Source organism: Hominimerdicola aceti (assembly GCF_025567495.1).
GTDB lineage: Bacteria > Bacillota > Clostridia > Oscillospirales > Ruminococcaceae > Hominimerdicola > Hominimerdicola aceti.
Genome location: NZ_JAOQJZ010000002.1, coordinates 125,405 through 143,191, shown reverse-complemented (window position 1 = coordinate 143,191; position 17,787 = coordinate 125,405). Strand labels below are relative to the sequence as shown.

The 17,787-nt window shown below is 41.7% G+C and carries 20 protein-coding genes and 2 riboswitches; of the genes, 4 read left to right on the top strand and 16 right to left on the bottom strand.

The annotated features are described in order from the left end of the window. Positions 1 to 16: 16 nt before the first annotated feature. From argS to OCV57_RS02760, 6 genes are all read right to left on the bottom strand, one after another. Positions 17 to 1,705: an arginine--tRNA ligase gene (gene argS / locus OCV57_RS02785; RefSeq protein ID WP_267300395.1), complete on the bottom strand. Its 1,689-nt coding sequence runs from the start codon at positions 1,703 to 1,705 to the stop codon at positions 17 to 19. Positions 1,706 to 1,732: 27 nt separating this feature from the next. Continuing rightward, positions 1,733 to 2,170, bottom strand: coding sequence for a YwiB family protein (locus OCV57_RS02780; protein WP_022286901.1), 438 nt, complete (start codon positions 2,168 to 2,170; stop codon positions 1,733 to 1,735). 15 nt (positions 2,171 to 2,185) lie between these two features. After that, positions 2,186 to 2,995 carry a glutamate racemase gene (murI, locus tag OCV57_RS02775; protein WP_022286900.1) on the bottom strand — a complete coding sequence of 270 codons (810 nt, stop codon included), beginning with the start codon at positions 2,993 to 2,995 and terminating at the stop codon, positions 2,186 to 2,188. Next, positions 2,988 to 4,070, bottom strand: coding sequence for a D-alanine--D-alanine ligase family protein (locus tag OCV57_RS02770; RefSeq protein ID WP_022286899.1), 1,083 nt, complete (start codon positions 4,068 to 4,070; stop codon positions 2,988 to 2,990). The genes murI and OCV57_RS02770 overlap by 8 nt, the downstream gene beginning before the upstream one ends. A gap of 127 nt (positions 4,071 to 4,197) precedes the next feature. Next, on the bottom strand, positions 4,198 to 4,971 hold the full coding sequence (gene hisA / locus OCV57_RS02765; protein WP_267300394.1) for a phosphoribosylformimino-5-aminoimidazole carboxamide ribotide isomerase: 774 nt from the start codon (positions 4,969 to 4,971) through the stop codon (positions 4,198 to 4,200). Between the two features lie 9 nt (positions 4,972 to 4,980). Continuing rightward, complete coding sequence (locus tag OCV57_RS02760; RefSeq protein ID WP_267300393.1) at positions 4,981 to 5,970, bottom strand: transglutaminase domain-containing protein; 990 nt, start codon at positions 5,968 to 5,970, stop codon at positions 4,981 to 4,983. Between the two features lie 235 nt (positions 5,971 to 6,205). Between OCV57_RS02760 and OCV57_RS02755 the strand changes: the two genes are divergently transcribed. The 3 genes from OCV57_RS02755 to OCV57_RS02745 are packed head-to-tail and all read left to right on the top strand — an operon-like array spanning position 6,206 to position 9,567. After that, entirely contained in the window at positions 6,206 to 8,146 is a 1,941-nt protein-coding gene (locus tag OCV57_RS02755; protein WP_022286896.1) for an aconitate hydratase, read from the top strand. A 23-nt stretch (positions 8,147 to 8,169) separates the two neighbouring features. Next, positions 8,170 to 8,343 carry a DUF6630 family protein gene (locus tag OCV57_RS02750; protein WP_181982845.1) on the top strand — a complete coding sequence of 58 codons (174 nt, stop codon included), beginning with the start codon at positions 8,170 to 8,172 and terminating at the stop codon, positions 8,341 to 8,343. 12 nt (positions 8,344 to 8,355) lie between these two features. Continuing rightward, positions 8,356 to 9,567, top strand: coding sequence for an NADP-dependent isocitrate dehydrogenase (locus OCV57_RS02745; protein WP_138337618.1), 1,212 nt, complete (start codon positions 8,356 to 8,358; stop codon positions 9,565 to 9,567). Between the two features lie 54 nt (positions 9,568 to 9,621). Here the strand turns inward: OCV57_RS02745 and OCV57_RS02740 are convergent, their stop codons facing one another. Further along, complete coding sequence (locus OCV57_RS02740; RefSeq protein WP_022286894.1) at positions 9,622 to 10,188, bottom strand: chromate transporter; 567 nt, start codon at positions 10,186 to 10,188, stop codon at positions 9,622 to 9,624. Beyond that, the gene (locus OCV57_RS02735; protein ID WP_081855986.1) at positions 10,185 to 10,769 is read right to left on the bottom strand and encodes a chromate transporter; all 585 of its coding nucleotides are present in this window, start codon (positions 10,767 to 10,769) and stop codon (positions 10,185 to 10,187) included. Before OCV57_RS02735 ends, OCV57_RS02740 begins: the two co-directional genes overlap by 4 nt. 167 nt (positions 10,770 to 10,936) lie before the next feature. After that, positions 10,937 to 11,035: riboswitch (SAM riboswitch) on the top strand. Between the two features lie 87 nt (positions 11,036 to 11,122). Between OCV57_RS02735 and metK the strand changes: the two genes are divergently transcribed. After that, entirely contained in the window at positions 11,123 to 12,295 is a 1,173-nt protein-coding gene (gene metK / locus OCV57_RS02730) for a methionine adenosyltransferase (RefSeq protein WP_038671975.1), read from the top strand. Positions 12,296 to 12,361: 66 nt separating this feature from the next. On the opposite strand, the gene OCV57_RS02725 is transcribed toward metK, so the two are convergent. The 8 genes from OCV57_RS02725 to rpsU form a co-directional block, all read right to left on the bottom strand. Further along, the gene (locus OCV57_RS02725) at positions 12,362 to 12,985 is read right to left on the bottom strand and encodes an ECF transporter S component (RefSeq protein WP_022286891.1); all 624 of its coding nucleotides are present in this window, start codon (positions 12,983 to 12,985) and stop codon (positions 12,362 to 12,364) included. Between the two features lie 97 nt (positions 12,986 to 13,082). Further along, positions 13,083 to 13,215, bottom strand: a riboswitch (FMN riboswitch). A 30-nt stretch (positions 13,216 to 13,245) separates the two neighbouring features. Next, positions 13,246 to 13,689, bottom strand: a complete 444-nt coding sequence (locus OCV57_RS02720; RefSeq protein WP_038671973.1) for a CD1247 N-terminal domain-containing protein — start codon at positions 13,687 to 13,689, stop codon at positions 13,246 to 13,248. 40 nt (positions 13,690 to 13,729) lie between these two features. Continuing rightward, complete coding sequence (efp, locus tag OCV57_RS02715; RefSeq protein WP_022286889.1) at positions 13,730 to 14,287, bottom strand: elongation factor P; 558 nt, start codon at positions 14,285 to 14,287, stop codon at positions 13,730 to 13,732. A 139-nt stretch (positions 14,288 to 14,426) separates the two neighbouring features. Next, positions 14,427 to 15,491, bottom strand: coding sequence for an aminopeptidase P family protein (locus OCV57_RS02710; RefSeq protein WP_267300392.1), 1,065 nt, complete (start codon positions 15,489 to 15,491; stop codon positions 14,427 to 14,429). After that, positions 15,484 to 15,942: a type II 3-dehydroquinate dehydratase gene (aroQ, locus tag OCV57_RS02705; protein WP_022286887.1), complete on the bottom strand. Its 459-nt coding sequence runs from the start codon at positions 15,940 to 15,942 to the stop codon at positions 15,484 to 15,486. Before aroQ ends, OCV57_RS02710 begins: the two co-directional genes overlap by 8 nt. Positions 15,943 to 15,960: 18 nt before the next feature. Then, positions 15,961 to 16,815, bottom strand: a complete 855-nt coding sequence (locus tag OCV57_RS02700; RefSeq protein WP_046439326.1) for a TIM barrel protein — start codon at positions 16,813 to 16,815, stop codon at positions 15,961 to 15,963. Between the two features lie 24 nt (positions 16,816 to 16,839). Next, positions 16,840 to 17,319: a YqeG family HAD IIIA-type phosphatase gene (locus tag OCV57_RS02695; RefSeq protein ID WP_022286885.1), complete on the bottom strand. Its 480-nt coding sequence runs from the start codon at positions 17,317 to 17,319 to the stop codon at positions 16,840 to 16,842. A gap of 62 nt (positions 17,320 to 17,381) precedes the next feature. Beyond that, complete coding sequence (rpsU, locus tag OCV57_RS02690; protein ID WP_002847085.1) at positions 17,382 to 17,555, bottom strand: 30S ribosomal protein S21; 174 nt, start codon at positions 17,553 to 17,555, stop codon at positions 17,382 to 17,384. Positions 17,556 to 17,787: the final 232 nt, after the last annotated feature.

Sequence of the window (17,787 nt, the reverse complement as noted above, 5' to 3'; positions counted from 1 at the left end):
CGGGTCTGATATTTTATTACATAGACTCTGGGCAAGTTATCTTGAGCATATCAAGAATATTCTTTATTACCTGCTTAACTGCAAGTGAAAGTGAAAGTCTTGCCTGCATAACGCTCTCGTTTTCTCCCATGATACGGCAGTTGTTATAGAACTTGTGATACATTGTAGCAAGGTCTATAACATACTTTGTTACCTTAGCTGGGTCATAAGCCTTTGCAGCCTCGTTTATAACGTTTGGCAGAGTAGCAAGGTGTTTTATCATCTCCTGCTCCTCAGGCGCTGTGAGGACGCTGAGAGCCGCCTTGTCGAGGCTCTTAACTTCAATGCCCTCTTCGTTCATCTTTTTAAGGACAGAGCAAATTCTTGCGTGTGCATACTGTACATAGTAAACTGGATTCTGGCTTGTCTGAGATACAGCAAGGTCAAGGTCAAAATCAAAATGAGAATTAGGCTCACGGAGATTGAAGAAAAATCTTGCTGCGTCTATCGGTATTTCGTCAAGAAGAGTTGACAGAGTGATAGCTTTGCCTGAACGCTTGGAAAGCTTATACTTTTCACCGTTACGGACAAGGTTTACCATTTGCATGATAACAATGTCAAGTCTGTCAGCGTCAACGCCAAGTGCTGTCATAGAAGCTTTAATACGAGCTATATATCCGTGGTGGTCCGCACCGAAAATATCCACTGCCTTGTCAAACTTTCTTACTGCAAGCTTGTTGTAGTGATATGCGATATCAGGCACAAGATATGTTGGCACACCATTTTCACGAACGAGAACTCTATCCTTTTCGTCACCGAACTCTGTTGTTTTAAACCAAAGGGCACCGTCTTTTTCATAGGTATGACCGCTTGCTTTGAGCTGATCGATAACTCTCTGAACTGAGCCATCCTTATGAAGTGTGCTTTCATTGAACCACTTGTCATACTGTATTCTGTATTTGCCAAGGTCGTCGTGAAGCTTCTGAATATTCTTAGGAAGTGCAAAATCGCAAAGTGCCTGACGGCGTTCCTCACTGTCAGCATTCACATACTTGTCGCCGTATATCTCATTGAATGCGTTTGCATGGTCGATTATATCCTGACCCTGATAAGCGTCCTCAGGAAGCTCAGTTTCAGGCTTGTATATCTGAAGATATCTAACTTCAAGTGAAGTCTTGAACTTCTCTATCTGATTGCCTGCGTCATTGATATAGAACTCTCTTGCTACCTCATAGCCTGCCTTTTCAAGAACAGACGCAAGACAATCACCTATAGCTCCGCCTCTTGCATTGCCTATGTGCATAGGACCTGTTGGATTTGCAGAAACAAATTCCACGAGAACGCTCTTCCCTGCGCCAAGGTCAGTTTCACCGTATTTCTCTTTCTGCTCCAAAACAGTGGCAACTACAGTTGCATACCATTCAGTAGAATAGAAAAAGTTGATGAACCCAGGACCTGCCACTTCACATCTTGCAAAGTATGAGCCGTTAAGGTCTATCTTTGATACGATAGCTTCTGCTATTTTTCTTGGATTGTTTCTGAAAGGTCTTGCACATACCATTGCGGCATTAGTGGAAACGTCACCGTTTTTTGAGTCGGCAGGTATCTCCGTATTAAATGCAGGAACAGGCTCTGCTGGAAAAGTTCCGTCTGCAACAAGCTCGCCCATAGCCTTCATTACAAGCTCCTTAGCCTGAATAAATGCGTCGCTTATGAGATTAGTCATATTATTTTTCCGTCCTTCCAAATATAATTATGCGACAACATTTGCCGCTTTTACTTCTATAGCTATCTCAAAATCACCGATATAGCTTGAATTGACATCTAAAACATAGTGAAAGAAAAGCATTCCACCGTTTTCGTCAAGATCTGATCTTATGGTTTTAGCGGTTATGCCTATCATAAAATCACCGTATGGAGTGCCATAAACGCAATGCTGCTTTTCGCCTATATCAACAACAAGATTCGCTTCAACCGTTCCGGTTCTGTTCATAGTCACCTTGCGGCAGCCTTCGGTTTCTAACGTTGTAACACTTCCTTCAAATCCTGTTGCCTCAGACTCCTCATACGATATGCGATATCCTTTTTCGGTTGCTTCATAAAGTCCTGCTGAGATAAGCTCTGTTTCTTCTTTGGTATTACCGTCGCTTTGACGGCTAACAAGTTTTATTGATACTTCCTTGCTGGTCAAATAAAATCCTCCAGTTTACAGCTTTAGGCTGCATTTTGATATTTGTGCATTGATATTGTTTCCGAGAAAGCGTTCAACATTCTCAGAAAACAGCTCAACGCTGTCGGTACAGTAAAGCTCAAGGCTCTCACGCTCTTCTCTTTCAGCCGTATCATCGCTGTATGAAAGGGAGTTGAGTGCATATTTCGCAAGTTCTGCACCTGATGAAACAAGTGTTACACCCTCGCCCATTATATCTGAAATTAGTTCAGTGAGGTGTGGATAGTGAGTACAGCCGAGAATAAGCGTATCAACGTCTTCTTTTTTCATTATTTCAAGATACTCCTGTGCGATATACCTTGCAGGCACGCAATCAGGGGCAGTATAGCCATTCTCTACCAGTGGCACGAACATAGGACAAGCCTTGCCGACCACCTTAATGTTAGGGTTAATGCTTCTTATAGCTTTGCCGTAAATGCCGCTCTTTATGGTCGCACTTGTGGCTATAACGCCTATCCTGTTATTCTTTGTAGCAGAGCAGGCAGCCTTTACAGCAGGCTCAACAACTCCGCTTATGGAGATATCTGACTTTATATCCATTGCAGGCAATACAGAAGAAACTGTACCGCAAGCAACGAGTATCATTTTAACGTTATGCTGTTTAAGAAACTCTATATCCTGTCTGGCATAGCTCATTATAGTCTCTCTGCTTTTTGAGCCGTATGGCACTCTTGCCGTGTCGCCAAGATAAACGATATTTTCATTTGGCAGAAGCTTTATAAGCTCCTTCACACAGGTAAGCCCGCCAACTCCTGAGTCGAAAACTCCAATGGCGGCGTTATTCATAATCAACCTCCGCCTTATCAAGTGCCAGTTTGATAAGCTTATCTTCCTGCTGTGCAGGGGTCATTCCCTCGTACTGCATAAGCTGTGGATACATACTTATAGGCGTGTGACCTGGGAGAGTATTTATCTCGTTAAGAATAACAGTGCCGTCTTTCATAAGGAAGAAGTCTACTCTTGAAAGTCCGCTGCAGCCCATTGCTCTGTATGCCTTGACAGCCGTCTTTCTTATTTCTTCAATGCTCTCCTCGCTCATTCTTGCAGGGATAAGCGTTTTGGAAGCGGCGTCATTATATTTTGCGTCAAAATCGTAAAACTCGTCATTTGCGGAGCATACTTCACCGACAGTTGAAGCAAAAGGCTCGTCATTGCCCATTACTGCACACTCGCACTCCATGCCAACTATAGTTTCTTCTACAATGACCTTGCTGTCATGAGCAAATGCAAGCTTGATAGCAGATTTAAGCTCGTCTCTGTTTTTAGCCTTTGAAACTCCTACTGAAGAACCGCAGTTTGCAGGCTTGACGAACATAGGATAGCCAAGCTTGCTTTCCATTTCGTCACACTTTTTGTCAAGATGTGAAAGCTCTGAGGTTATAATGCCTACCCACTTTGCTGTCTTTATGCCGTTTGCGTCAAGAACAGTGTGTGTAAGTCCCTTATCCATGCAGTTTGCAGAGGATATGCAGTCACAGCCTACAAATGGTATCTCAGCAAGCTGAAAAAGCCCCTGAATAGTGCCGTCTTCACCGTTCTTTCCGTGAAGGACTGGGAAAATAACGTCAACTTTTACATTCTGATATTCGCCGTTTTCGCCAAGAGCGATAAAGCCCTTGTGAAGAGGGTCAGGGCTGAGAACGCATGGAACATTATCAGGGTGCTGTTCCCATTTGTTTGACGCAATATCGTCAACATCTCCTATATATTTCATCCAGTGACCTTTTTTTGTTATTCCGATACAAATAACATCATATTTGTCCTTTGGTATACTCTTTATAACGTGAGTTGCAGAAACAACAGATACGTCGTGCTCGTTTGATTTTCCGCCGAAAATAACGGCAACTCGGATCTTAGACATAAAAATTCGTCCTTTCTGAATTAGTATCATAATATTATAACATATTTAGACTTAAATTGCAAATCTTTTTTGTGCCAAAATATGCAGCAAACAGCTATAAATATTGTGTTTATTGCATAAGGCGTGGCTATTTGCCGTAGGCAGCGACTTTTTCAAAGTTCATATTTCCACCGAAAATGTCAAGGGCAGAGCCAATAGTGAAGTCTATCTTCCCTTTTCCGAGTTTTTTTAGCGTATCGAGGTCGTCAAATGACGAAATTCCTCCGGCATAGGTCGATGGAATGGTGCAGTATTCTCCCATTATCTTTGCTATCTGCGGCTCAATGCCCTTTGCTTTGCCCTCTGTGTCAACGGCATGTATAAGAAACTCATCGCAGTATTCTGAGAACATTTCTAGGGTCTGGCTGTTCATTTCGATGTCAGTGAACTTCTGCCAGCGGTCTGTCACCACATAATACTTTCCATCTTTTTTTCGACAGGAAAGATCTAGCACAAGTCTGCTTTTGCCAACGGACTTCACCAGTCTGTTCAGATTATCGAAATTAACAACACCGTTTTTGAAAACAAAGCTTGTTACGATAACGTGACTTGCACCCTTGTCAAGAAAATGTGCGGCGTTTTCGTCATTTATTCCGCCGCCTATCTGCAATCCGCCCTCAAATGCGGATAATGCACTGTAGGCTTGTTCGAGGTCTGCGTTGTAAAATTCGCTGCCGACAGGGTTCAGTATAATGATATGTCCTCCTGTCAGTCCGTATGACTTATAAAGCTTGCCATAATAAGCGCCGTCATATTCTGAAACGAAGTTATCCACTGCAAAATTATTTTTATCTGAAAGACTTCCGCCCACTATCTGTTTTACATTACCGTTATGGATATCTATGCAAGGTCTGAATTTCATGCCGCTCTCCTATTCAAATTTTCTCATGTATATCACTAAAACTATGTCATTGCCATTTTGCACACGCTGACAGTAAACGTCATAATCTGTATGCTTTTCGCAGAAGCTGTCAAAAACTTTGCTAAGCCCTTTGATATTTCTCTCATTGAAGTTCGTGTCTATCTGGTCAGTTTCACTGAATTGGAAATCGCTCATATCTGACGTTACCGCCACGCTGTCCTGCATATTATCCAAAGCCTTTTCCATAAGGCTCTCTATCTCATTTACTGAGTTTATATGCGTAACTGTCTGCGTAATATAGCTGAACTTTGTACTATCTGTATCAGGAAGCTCTGTATCGTCCCAGACGTGTTTTGTTTTCATGTATTCTTTTGAGACGTTAAAATACTTGTGCCTTACTGGTCTATCCGTAAAGTCAGGGATAGGGTCGTCCCAGCAAACGTCAACATAATACCAGCTACCGCCTATCTGAACTATGTTCCATGAGTGATCGTCGCCCTCAAAATCTGTGGCGTATATGGTCTTGCAGGGTATTTCCAGCATATCCATAAAAAGCTGAAACGTTGTGGAATAGCCTGAGCATATTGCTTTTCCGTTTATAAGACAGCCATATGGATTATCAGAGTTTGGCAGGCCAATACCAAGCGCATTGAGATGTGCTTCGTCATAGCTTGCACAGCCGACTATATAATCATGTACCGCAAGCTCTTTTTCGTAATCGTTCATGTCAAGGGTAATAAGTTTTTCAATGGCTGAAACGGCTTTGTTGTATATTTCAAGCTGTTTATCATCAAGATTTGCTGTATTGCCTGAGAGATAAGCATGAGATATAGGCGTGCTGTCATAGTATTTATCATTGCCGCTTTCGCTGTCAGCACTTGATGACGTAGTCACGGCAAAGGAATTATCCACAACTGTTGTGGGCTTTTGTGACTCTGTACAGCCTGTCAGACATAGTATCACCGCCGATAATAATATCAAAACAGTTTTTGCTTTCATGCTTTTCACCGCCTTGTTTTCTCTGATAACACAACTATTATATAATATACGCTTTGCCGTGTCAAGTAATGATATCGTAAGAAATGAAAATTTATACAGTAAATTGACGTATACCATGCAAAAATATGCACTAAAACGCTATAAAATCAAGCAAATGTTTATATTTACCTTGACAAAAATCGCAATTTGTTATAAAATATTAATATCAGTTATTTTTGAAAGGATTGTTGTTACAATGGGACTTACTTTAACAGAAAAAATACTTAAAGCACATCTTGTTGACGGCGAATTTGTTAAGGGTCAGGAGATCGGTATCCGTATCGACCAGACGCTTACTCAGGACGCAACAGGTACAATGGCTTATCTTGAATATGAGGCAATGGGCGTTCCTCGTGTCAGAACGGAAAAGTCTGTAGCTTATATCGACCACAACACGCTTCAGTCAGGCTTTGAGAATGCCGACGACCACAGATTTATCGGTTCTGTCTGCAAGAAGCACGGCATTTATTTTTCACGTCCCGGAAACGGTATCTGTCATCAGGTACATCTTGAGCGTTTCGGTATACCAGGTAAGACCCTTATAGGTTCTGACAGCCACACTCCAACAGGCGGTGGTATCGGAATGATCGCTATAGGTGCAGGTGGACTTGATGTTGCAGTTGCAATGGGTGGTGGTGCTTATTACATCACATATCCTAAGATAGTAAAGGTAAATCTCACAGGCAAGCTTTCTCCATGGGTATCAGCTAAGGACGTTATCCTTGAAGTTCTCAGAAGAATGTCTGTAAAGGGCGGCGTAGGCAAAGTTATAGAATACTGCGGCGAGGGCGTAAAGACACTTACAGTCCCTGAGAGAGCAACTATCACAAATATGGGTGCTGAGCTTGGTGCAACTACATCTATCTTTCCTTCTGACGAAACAACACTTGCATTTCTGAAGGCTCAGGACAGAGCTGACGTATGGAGCGAGCTAAAGGCTGATGATGACGCTGTTTATGACGAACAGATAGATATCGATCTTTCACAGCTCGTACCACTGGCTGCCTGTCCTCATTCTCCTGACAACGTTAAGAGCGTAAATGAGATCGGAAAGCTTAAGATAGATCAGGTTTGTATCGGCTCATGCACAAACTCTTCTTATGTTGACATGATGAAAGTAGCTCACATTCTTAAGGGCAAGACAGTTGACCCTAGCGTTTCACTTGCAATCGCTCCAGGCTCAAAGCAGGTACTTAACATGATCGCTGAGAACGGCGCACTTGCTGATATGATAGCAGCAGGCGCAAGAATACTTGAATCCGCTTGCGGCCCATGTATCGGTATGGGTCAGTCACCTAACTCAAAGGGTGTTTCACTTAGAACATTCAACAGAAACTTCGAGGGACGTTCAGGCACAAAGGATGGTCAGATCTATCTGGTATCACCTGAAATGGCTGCTGTTTCAGCTCTCACAGGCTACCTCACTGACCCAAGAACACTTGGAGATATGCCTGAGTTCAAGCTTCCTGAACATTTCAAGATAAACGACAATATGGTTGTTCCGCCAGCTGACGAGGCTGATATGGACAGCGTTGAGGTTCTTAGAGGACCAAATATCAAGCCTTTCCCACAGACTTCACCGCTTGATGACAGCATTGATTGTCAGGTATCACTTAAGGTGGGTGACAATATCACAACAGACCACATCATGCCTGCCGGTGCGAAGATACTTCCATTGCGTTCAAATATCCCTGCTATTTCACAGCATTGCTTTACAGTATGTGATGAGGACTTCCCAAGACGTGCAAAGAACATGGGCAAGTCAATAATCGTTGGCGGCTCAAACTACGGTCAGGGCTCATCAAGAGAACACGCAGCACTTGCTCCTCTCTATCTTGGCATAAAGGCTGTTCTTGTTAAGAGCTTTGCAAGAATACACAGAGCTAATCTTATCAACGCAGGTATACTTCCGCTCACATTTGTAAATGAAGCTGACTATGACAAGATAAATCAGGGCGATGAGATCGTTCTTGCTGACGTTCGTGCAGATGTTGAGGCTGATATGTCTAAGCTTACTGTTGTGAATAAGACAACAGGTGTTGAGATACCAGTTCTCTGCGAGCTTACAGGCAGAACAAAGGATATTATCCTTGCAGGTGGTCTGCTTGACTACACAAGAGAACAGCTCTCAAAATAATAAAGTCTGATATGGAGGTCCCTATGGGGATCTTCTCGAAACTTTTCGGCACAAAGGACAGCACTCTCAAAGGTGCTTGCATATGTATGATAGATATTGACAGCGACAGCTATGAGCTTATCATTGCAAGTCTTGACGTTTACAAAAAGATATCTGCGATAGCTAAAAACAACGGATATTCCATTATTACTTTATAGGAGGTCTTACCAATGGCAAAAATTCAGATGAAAACACCGCTCGTTGAAATGGACGGCGACGAAATGACCAGAATTATCTGGCAGGATATAAAGGATATTCTTCTTACTCCATATATTGACCTTAAAACAGAATACTATGATCTTGGTCTTGTTCACAGAAATGAGACCGACGATCAGGTAACTGTTGATTCCGCAAACGCTACAAAGAAATACGGCGTTGCCGTTAAGTGTGCAACTATCACACCTAACGCCGCGAGAATGCCTGAATACAACCTCAAGGAAATGTGGAAATCCCCTAACGGCACTATCAGAGCTATCCTTGACGGAACAGTTTTCAGAACTCCTATCCTTGTTAAGGGTATCACTCCATACATTCCTACATGGACAAAGCCTATCACTATCGCTCGTCACGCATACGGCGACGTTTATAAGAACGTTGAAATGAAATGCCCTGCTGGCTCAAAGGCAGAGCTTGTTTGCACTGACAAGGACGGCAAGGAAACTAGAGAAACAATTTACAACTTTGAGTGCGACGGAATCATTCAGGGTCAGCACAACAAGTCAACTTCTATCGCTTCATTTGCAAGAGCTTGCTTTAATTTTGCACTTGATAAGAAGCAGGATGTTTGGTTTGCTACAAAGGATACTATTTCAAAGAAGTATGACCACACATTCAAGGATATCTTCCAGGAAATATACGACAACGAGTACAAGGCTAAGTTTGAAGCGGCTGGTATCGAGTATTTCTATACTCTTATCGACGACGCTGTTGCGAGAGTTATCCGTTCAAACGGCGGTTATATCTGGGCTTGCAAGAACTATGACGGTGACGTAATGTCTGACATGGTAGCTACAGCATATGGCTCACTGGCTATGATGACTTCTGTTCTTGTTTCACCTGACGGAATCTATGAATATGAGGCTGCTCACGGCACTGTTCAAAGACACTATTACAAGCACCTCAAGGGCGAAGAAACTTCTACAAACTCAGTTGCCACACTGTTCGCATGGACAGGCGCTCTGAGAAAAAGAGGCGAACTCGATAACCTGCCTGAGCTTATGAACTTTGCTGATTGTCTTGAAAAGGCAACTATCGAAACTATTGAAGACGGTGTTATGACAGGTGATCTTTATCTGCTTTCTACACTTGAAAATAAGAAGAAAGTAAATACAGTGGACTTCCTTAAGGCTGTTGACGAGAGACTTAAAATGCTTCTGGGTTAATTTTCATATCACAAATATTAAAAGCTGTAGCACTTTGCGGTGTTACAGCTTTTTTTAATAGAATATTATGCCAAGAAAGGCGGAGCTTACGATAATTGTGATCGGTGAGAGCTTGAATTTCTTCAGTTTCAAAAGAAGCACATCTGCCAAGGCTATGAGCAGGAATATTATCAACGCTTTATAGTCAAAAGCAGGCTTTGAATTTATGGTGGTGATATTTAGCAGTGAAGATAAAGCCATTGTAATGCCAGTGGCGAGTATCATTGCAACAACGCAAGGACGAATGCCTGAAAGCATTGCTTTTACCCCTGAGTATTTCAGCAAATCTTTCATGATCGAAGCTATGATGAATATTATCACGAACGAAGGCAACACAACGCCAAGAGTGGCTATCAATCCGCCTATGAAACCTGCCTGCGATGAGCCTACAAAGGTCGCCATGTTCACGGCAAGTGGTCCAGGTGTGGACTCAGATACGGCAATAAAGTTCACAAATTCGTCCTCACTGAGCCAGCCAAAGGTAAGAACTTTTTCACGGATAATGGATATCATTCCGTATCCTCCGCCGAATGACACTGCGCCTATTTCCAGAAAAATGAGAAAAAGTTTGAGATATATCATTTTATTGTACTTCTCTTTCTGAGGGTTTTAATCAGATACACGGCAATGCCCACAGCACCACTTATGATAATATAAAATACTGATGAAAACTTCACAGAAAAAAGTGTGAAAAGTATCATCATTATGAAAACTCCAAGAATTATAATTTTGTCAAGCAATGTGTTATCAAGTGCTTTCAACATTCTTAGTCCTGCAGTAAGTATGAGATATATTACGCCCACCTGAATGCCACGGAATCCAGCGTAGACTACTTTTAAAGACAGAAATTTGTCAAAGAAAAGTGATATTATGTAGATTATAAAAAACGACGGTATGCACACACCGACAGTTGCCGCAATAGCACCCAGCACACCGCCTATTTTGTAGCCGATATATGTAGCACTGTTTACAGCAGTTGGTCCGGGGGTGGACTCTGATATAGCTGTCATATCGAGAAATTCTTTTTTATCAAGCCAATTTTTGCGCACACAAAATTCTGTTTCTAGCAAGGCTATCATTGCATATCCTCCGCCAAAGGTAAAAACGCCTATCTTAAGAAAGGTCAGAAACAATGTTCTTATATTTGAATTGTCATTTTTCAAAAAAAACTCACCTCTTTTTATATTATAACGAACTTGTCCTAGTAAGTCAATGCTTATATTAGCATTTGCTGATTTATTACGAAACATTAAAATAATCTATAATTATGTGTAAAACAGTTGACAATAGTCGATATATGGTGTATAATATATTTTGTTAAAATTAAATAGCCTTATCAAGAGTGGTGGAGGAAACAGGTCCTGTGAAGCCCAGCAACCTAGCGTTAGTTAAGGTGCTAAATCCTGCGGTTATTTCCGAAAGATGAGGAAATTGAGTAATTTCAAGCGTTTCGGAATGAAGCGCTTTTTTTGTGGCTGTTTTTAGATTAACAAATATTCAGAAAAGAGGTATTTTTATGTCAAAGTATTTATTTACATCTGAGTCGGTTACTGAGGGACATCCTGACAAAATATGCGATCAGATCTCTGACGCTATACTTGACGCTCTGCTAGAGCAAGATCCTATGTCAAGAGTTGCCTGCGAAACGGTCACTACAACAGGTGTAGTAATGTGCATGGGCGAGATAACAACAAAGGCTATAATCGACATACCACAGATCGTTAGAGATACAGTTGTCGGTATAGGCTATGACAGAGCCAAGTACGGTTTTGACGGGCACACCTGTTCAGTTCTCACAACTATAGACAAGCAGTCGCCTGATATTGCAATGGGTGTTGACAACGCTCTCGAAGGCAGAGCTGAAAACGCATTCGATACAGGTGCAGGCGATCAGGGTATCATGTTCGGTTTTGCTTGTGACGAAACACCTGAACTTATGCCAATGCCTATATCACTTGCTCACAAGCTTGCTCTTAAACTTACAGAAGTTAGAAAGAACGGCACTTTGCCATATCTCAGACCGGACGGAAAAACTCAGGTAACAGTTGAATATGATGATGGCAAGCCAACAAGAGTTGACGCTGTTGTAGTTTCTTCACAGCATGATGACGCTGTAACACTGGAGCAGATAAGAGAAGATATTATCGAGAACGTTATAAAGACAGTTATCCCTGCTGAACTTCTTGATGAGAACACTACTTATTTTGTAAACCCAACAGGAAGATTTGTAGTCGGTGGCCCTCAGGGCGACAGCGGTCTGACAGGAAGAAAGATAATCGTTGACACATATGGTGGATATGCTCGTCATGGTGGTGGTGCTTTCTCTGGAAAAGATCCTACAAAGGTTGACAGAAGCGCAACATATGCTGCAAGATACGTTGCAAAGAATATCGTTGCAGCAGGTCTTGCCAAGAAGTGCGAGGTTGAGCTTGCGTACGCTATCGGTGTTGCTCACCCTGTTTCAATCATGGTCGACACATACGGCACAGGAAAGGTTTCTGATGAAAAGATAGAGGCAGCTGTAGAAAAGGTATTTGACCTTCGTCCTGCTGCAATAATCAAGAGCCTTGACCTTAGAAAGCCACAGTACAAGCAGCTTGCAGCTTATGGTCATATGGGACGTGAGGATCTTGATGTAGCTTGGGAAAAGACAGACAAGATCAATGATCTTCTTGAAGCAGTTAAATAATAAATATCAAAGCCTTGACAGGAATGTGACTGCCAAGGCTTTTTTGTGTCCAGCATTAATTTTGTTTTAGTCTTTGCCTTTAAGAATAGGCGACAAAGGCTTATAAATAAGAATTGTGACCAATGCACAAATAATACCCTTCACAAAAGTAAAAGGCAGATTGAAAATACACAGTGCAGAGAAAATATTCTTTACGCTACCCATTATTTGCTGGTACATACCGAGTATAGCAGCTTCTCCGCCGAATGCTTTAAAGTATATAGGATAAACGATAAAATAATTCAACGGCAAGCTTATTACTGTGAAAACCAAAGTGCCAATGATACAGCTTATGATAGCATTCTTTCTGGTTTTTTTCTTGTGGTATATAACAGAAGCCGTCAGCACAAAAGCTGCGCTTGTTACAAAGTCAAAGATGTTGCCGATACCCATTGTTGTGCCTAGTCCCTTTATAATCAACTGGATAACGTTCTTGATAAGGCAAACGATCACGCCTGCAATAGGTCCCATTGAGAAACCTGCCAGCAGGGATATAACGTTTGAAAGGTCAAGCTTGATAAATCCTGGCATAAGTGGCACAGGGAAATCAAGGTAATATATTACAGTAGCTATGGCGCTGAGCATTGCCACCGTTACCATTTTTCTTGTTGTAAAAGTTTTATTTCTTGGCATAGTGTTATCACTTGTCATTTTAATTCCTCCAAATAATAAAATTATCGGGAGAAACAGCAGCAAAAGCAAAAGCACCCTGAAAATAAAATCAGGGTGCTATTTATGCGTTATTGATCTGTCGTTTCTTCCATCCGGACTTTACCGTCGGTTTCGGATTTTCACCGAATCAGCGCATTTCTGCGGTCGAGGACTTACGAATACTATTCGATCACCTCCGGTGTGGAATTTCACCACCCCTGAAACACATTATTAAATTTTGCTGAACACTTTTTATGAGATCAATCCTCGTTGTCCTCGTCCTCAATTTCTGAGAAATCAAACTCAAGGCTCTCTCCGCAGTTTGGACAGTCAATAGAACCGTCAGCGATAATGTTCTCGCCGAGCATTATTGTGTCACCGCAGTTAGGGCACACACACTCATACATAGCGTCCTCATCATCGTCATATTCGTCATCACAGCAGCAATCGTCGTCACAATCACAGTCGTCATCGTCATCATCGTCGCCGTAAATAAGCTCTTCTATCTCGCCGAGATCCTCGTCAAGAGTATCAACAAGCTCAACTGTTTCGTCAACTTCTTCAGCGATATCTTCAACTGTAGCAGACATCTCATCAAGAATATCAGCCATAATTGTCAATATCTTTCCCTCGTTTGTGGAATCGTCAATCTTAAGACCTTCCATAAGTCCCTTTAAATATGCAACCTTCTTTGACAGCTCCATAATATTCCCTCCGTTTCTAAAAAACCGTAAAGGCTAAAACTTATGCTCTTTCCATGTACTCACATGTACGAGTATCGATTCTTATTCTGTCGCCTGTGTTGATGAACAGAGGAACTCTGATCTCAGCACCAGTTTCAACTGTTGCAGGCTTTGTAGCATTTGTAGCTGTATCGCCCTTGATACCAGGCTCTGTCTCTGTTACTTCAAGATCAACAAAGTATGGAGGCTCTACGCCGAATACTGTACCCTTGTAAGAAAGGATCTTACATACCATGTTTTCCTTTACGAACTTAAAGTTATCTGAAAGCTCAGCCTTGTTTACTGGAACAAGCTCATAGCTCTCTGGATCCATGAAATAATAAAGATCACCGTCATTGTAAGAATACTCCATATCCTTTCTCTCAACATATGCTGTTGGGAATTTAGCTGTTGGATTGTATGTCTTTTCAACAACAGAACCTGAAATTACATTTCTAACCTTTGCTCTGACGAACGCTGCACCCTTACCAGGTTTAACGTGCTGAAACTCAACGATCTGCATTACGTTGCCGTCCTCTTCAAAAGTCACGCCGTTTCTGAAATCACCAGCAGTTACCATTATTTAGTACCTCCATAAACATTCTTAATTAATGTGTACACAGTTCAAAATGTCCGCATACCTCTATATTTATTTTACCATATTTATTTGTTTATTGCAATAGCTTTTGAAAACTTTTTTACCAAAAAATCAAAAAAAGTTACAAGCAAATAAGCTCTTTAGGGGCTTTTGTCATATTGATACAGCCGTTTTCTGTAACAACAACAAAATCTTCTATTCTCACACCAAACTTGCCCTCAAGATAAATACCTGGCTCTACTGTTACGATCGAATTTTTAGGCAATATATCTTCCCTGCTAGGCGAAGCATAAGGGCTTTCATGTATCTCAACTCCCACACCATGTCCGAGAGAATGGCCGAAATTATCTCCATAGCCTGCTTCAGTTATGATATCCCTTGCTATTTTGTCAAGTGCTTTTCCTGACATACCTGCCTTTACTGCGTCCAGAGCTGAAAGCTGTGCAGTAAGAACAGTTTCGTATACAGACTTCATCTTGTCACTAGGTTTGCCTACGCATACAGTTCTAGTCATATCGCTGTGCCAGCCATCATAAGTTGCTCCGAAATCCATAAGCACGAACTCACCGCTCTCAACTTTTTTGTCAGATGGTACACCATGTGGAAGCGAAGTATTAGAGCCTGAAAGTGCAATAGTGTCAAAAGACAGAGCTTCAGCACCATTTTTAAGCATATAATAGTCAAGCTCCAACTGAATTTCTTTTTCAGTTCTGCCGACCTTGATAAAGTCAAGCATATGTGCAAAACCCTTTTCAGCGATACGCTGTGCTTTGATTATCTTGTCTATCTGCTCTTGGGATTTAACTGTTCTGATCTCGCGTATTATTTCCGCAAGCTTTGTGTCTGCGATGACCTCAGCATTAAGCTTTTGCTGATATGCGATAAGCTCGGAAAGTGTGCAGGTATCGGCATTAACAGAAACTGTTTTTGCACCATGCTTTTCAATAAGGCTGTTTATCTGCTCATAGAGCTTGTCCTGCAAAATGACCTCGCAAGCTGTGACAGTTTTCTTTGCCTTTTCAATATATCTGAAATCTATGATAAAATACGCTTTTCCCGGAAAAACCACTAGTGTTCCTGCACTTGATTTCATTGCAGTGAAATATCTTCTGTTCACATCGTCAGTGATAACAGCACAATCTGCCGCTTCTGTTACTCGTGAACAAAGTTTTTCAAGATCAGTCATTGTCTGCACCGCTTTCATTTTTCCATTTGTAATACAAAGCGTCAACAGCCATGTAGTATGAATACTTTCCGAACCCGCTTATCTGACCCACGCATACAGGTGCGATAACAGAAGTGTGTCTGAATTCGTCACGGGAGTGTATATTGCTCAGATGTACCTCAACGACAGGTATCTTTATTGCGGCGATAGCGTCTCTGATAGCATAGCTATAGTGTGTATAAGCGCCTGCGTTAAGTATAACGCCGTCATAATTTTTTCTAGCAAGGTGAAGCTTGTCGATTATTTCACCCTCATGGTTTGACTGATAAACGTCGCAGTGAAACTCATATTTCATTGCATGCTCGATTATCTCGTTGTTTATGCTCTCGAATGTATCTGTACCGTAAACTCCAGGCTCACGCTCGCCCAGAAGATTAAGGTTAGGACCATGTATAACAAGTATTTTTTTCATATAAATACTCTCCTATCTTTATTTCACCGACAAATAATAATTCTTCATTGTCAGTGCGTCTTTGTCCTGAGTGCCTGCACTTTCACAGACGAATATAGGCGAAAGATCTTTCTTTGCGACTATCTCCATAAGCGGCTCATAGTCAGGTCCAAAGCCTTGATTATCGTCAAAAGTCAGGTGCTTTTTCTCGCCACCTGGATTTGTAAACATTATCTTAGAAAAATGGCTGTGGAATATTTTCAGCCTGTCGTGACCGATAGCATTTTCCACTTCATCAAGCATTTTCTCATACTCTGCCTTACCTTTTATATAGCCGAACTCTCTTGCGTTGAGATGTCCGAAATCTATTGTCGGCAGGAACGTATCATCAAGCTTGCAAAGCTCCAACACTTCTGTTAAGTTACCAAGCTGATTTACCTTACCCATAGTTTCAGGGCAAAAAACGATATGCTCAAAGCCCTGCTCAACGGCTGCTTTTCTAGCCCTTGTGAGAGTATCTTTAGCAAGTTCCAAAGCGTCCTCTCTGCTTATTTTCGCACAGCTTCCTGAATGGATAACTATTCTATCAGCACCCATTCTACTTGCAGCGTCACAGGATTGCAGAATATAATTTATGCTGTTGTCACGCTTTTCAGCTTCAAGGCTTGAAAGCGAAATAAAATACGGCGCATGGAGCGAAAGCGTGATATTATGCTCTTTAGCCTTATCTTTCAAGGCAAAAGCTATTTTATCGGAGACCTTAACTCCCCTGCCACACTGATATTCATAGTGGTCAAGCCCCATTGCTTCGAGATATCCCGGAGCTTGAAGTGTTGTTTTATATTTAATGGAAAAAGCCTCGCTGTTTCCCGCAGGTCCGAATTTTGCCGACATTAGTATCATTCCTTTCGTTTTATGCTATTTGAGCTTTGGTAAAAACGGCTTTTCACAAGCTCTTTTAAATCGAAATGGCAAGCTCGTTTCAGGCTTTATTGGGAACACGAATATTGAGCGTATACCTTTCAGATTTGAGCCAAGCACGTCAGTGAATATCTGATCACCCACAGCCGCAACATTTTTCTTATTAAGACCCAGCTTAGCTATAGCTTTGGTATATCCAAAGGTCAGCGGTTTTTTGCCTTCAGGTACAAAGTCAAGCTCCAACTGCTCTGCAAAAGGCTTTACCCTTGGAGCATGATTGTTTGAAACGATCATAAGCTTTATCCCTGCCGCTTTCATCTTAGCAAGCCAATCAAGACTCGACTGCGGGGGAACGGGATTGTTATGTGTTGTCAGCGTATTATCAAGATCGAGGAGCAGCCCCTTGATATGCTTTTTAGCAAGAAAATCGGGGGTTATCTCTCCTACCTTGTCAAAAACATAAGTTGGTTTGAACATAAAAAAACTCCTGTAGTATAAAATAAAAAGCGGACATAAAAATGCCCGCCTTTAATTACATATTAGTATTTACGCTTACGAGCAGCTTCGGACTTCTTCTTACGCTTTACCGAAGGCTTTTCGTAGTGTTCTCTTTTACGAACCTCTGCGATAACGCCGTCTCTTGCACATGATCTCTTGAAACGCTTAAGTGCTGTATCCAAAGTTTCGTTCTTTCCAACACGGATTTCTGCCAAAATTATTCCCTCCCTTTGCCACCTGTGACAGAGGCAATTCTATCGGAATTTCCGAAAATCAACGGTGATAGTGAAGGTGTCTGCAAAAGCAAACTGAAACGCTTTACGTTCCCCCAGTCCTACTCTTTCGGACCGCTCTGTCTTTAATCTGCGGAATTTATAAAACCGATATAATTACAAATTTAATTATACTATATTTCCACCAAAAAGTCAATAGCTTTCTGGCTCTTTT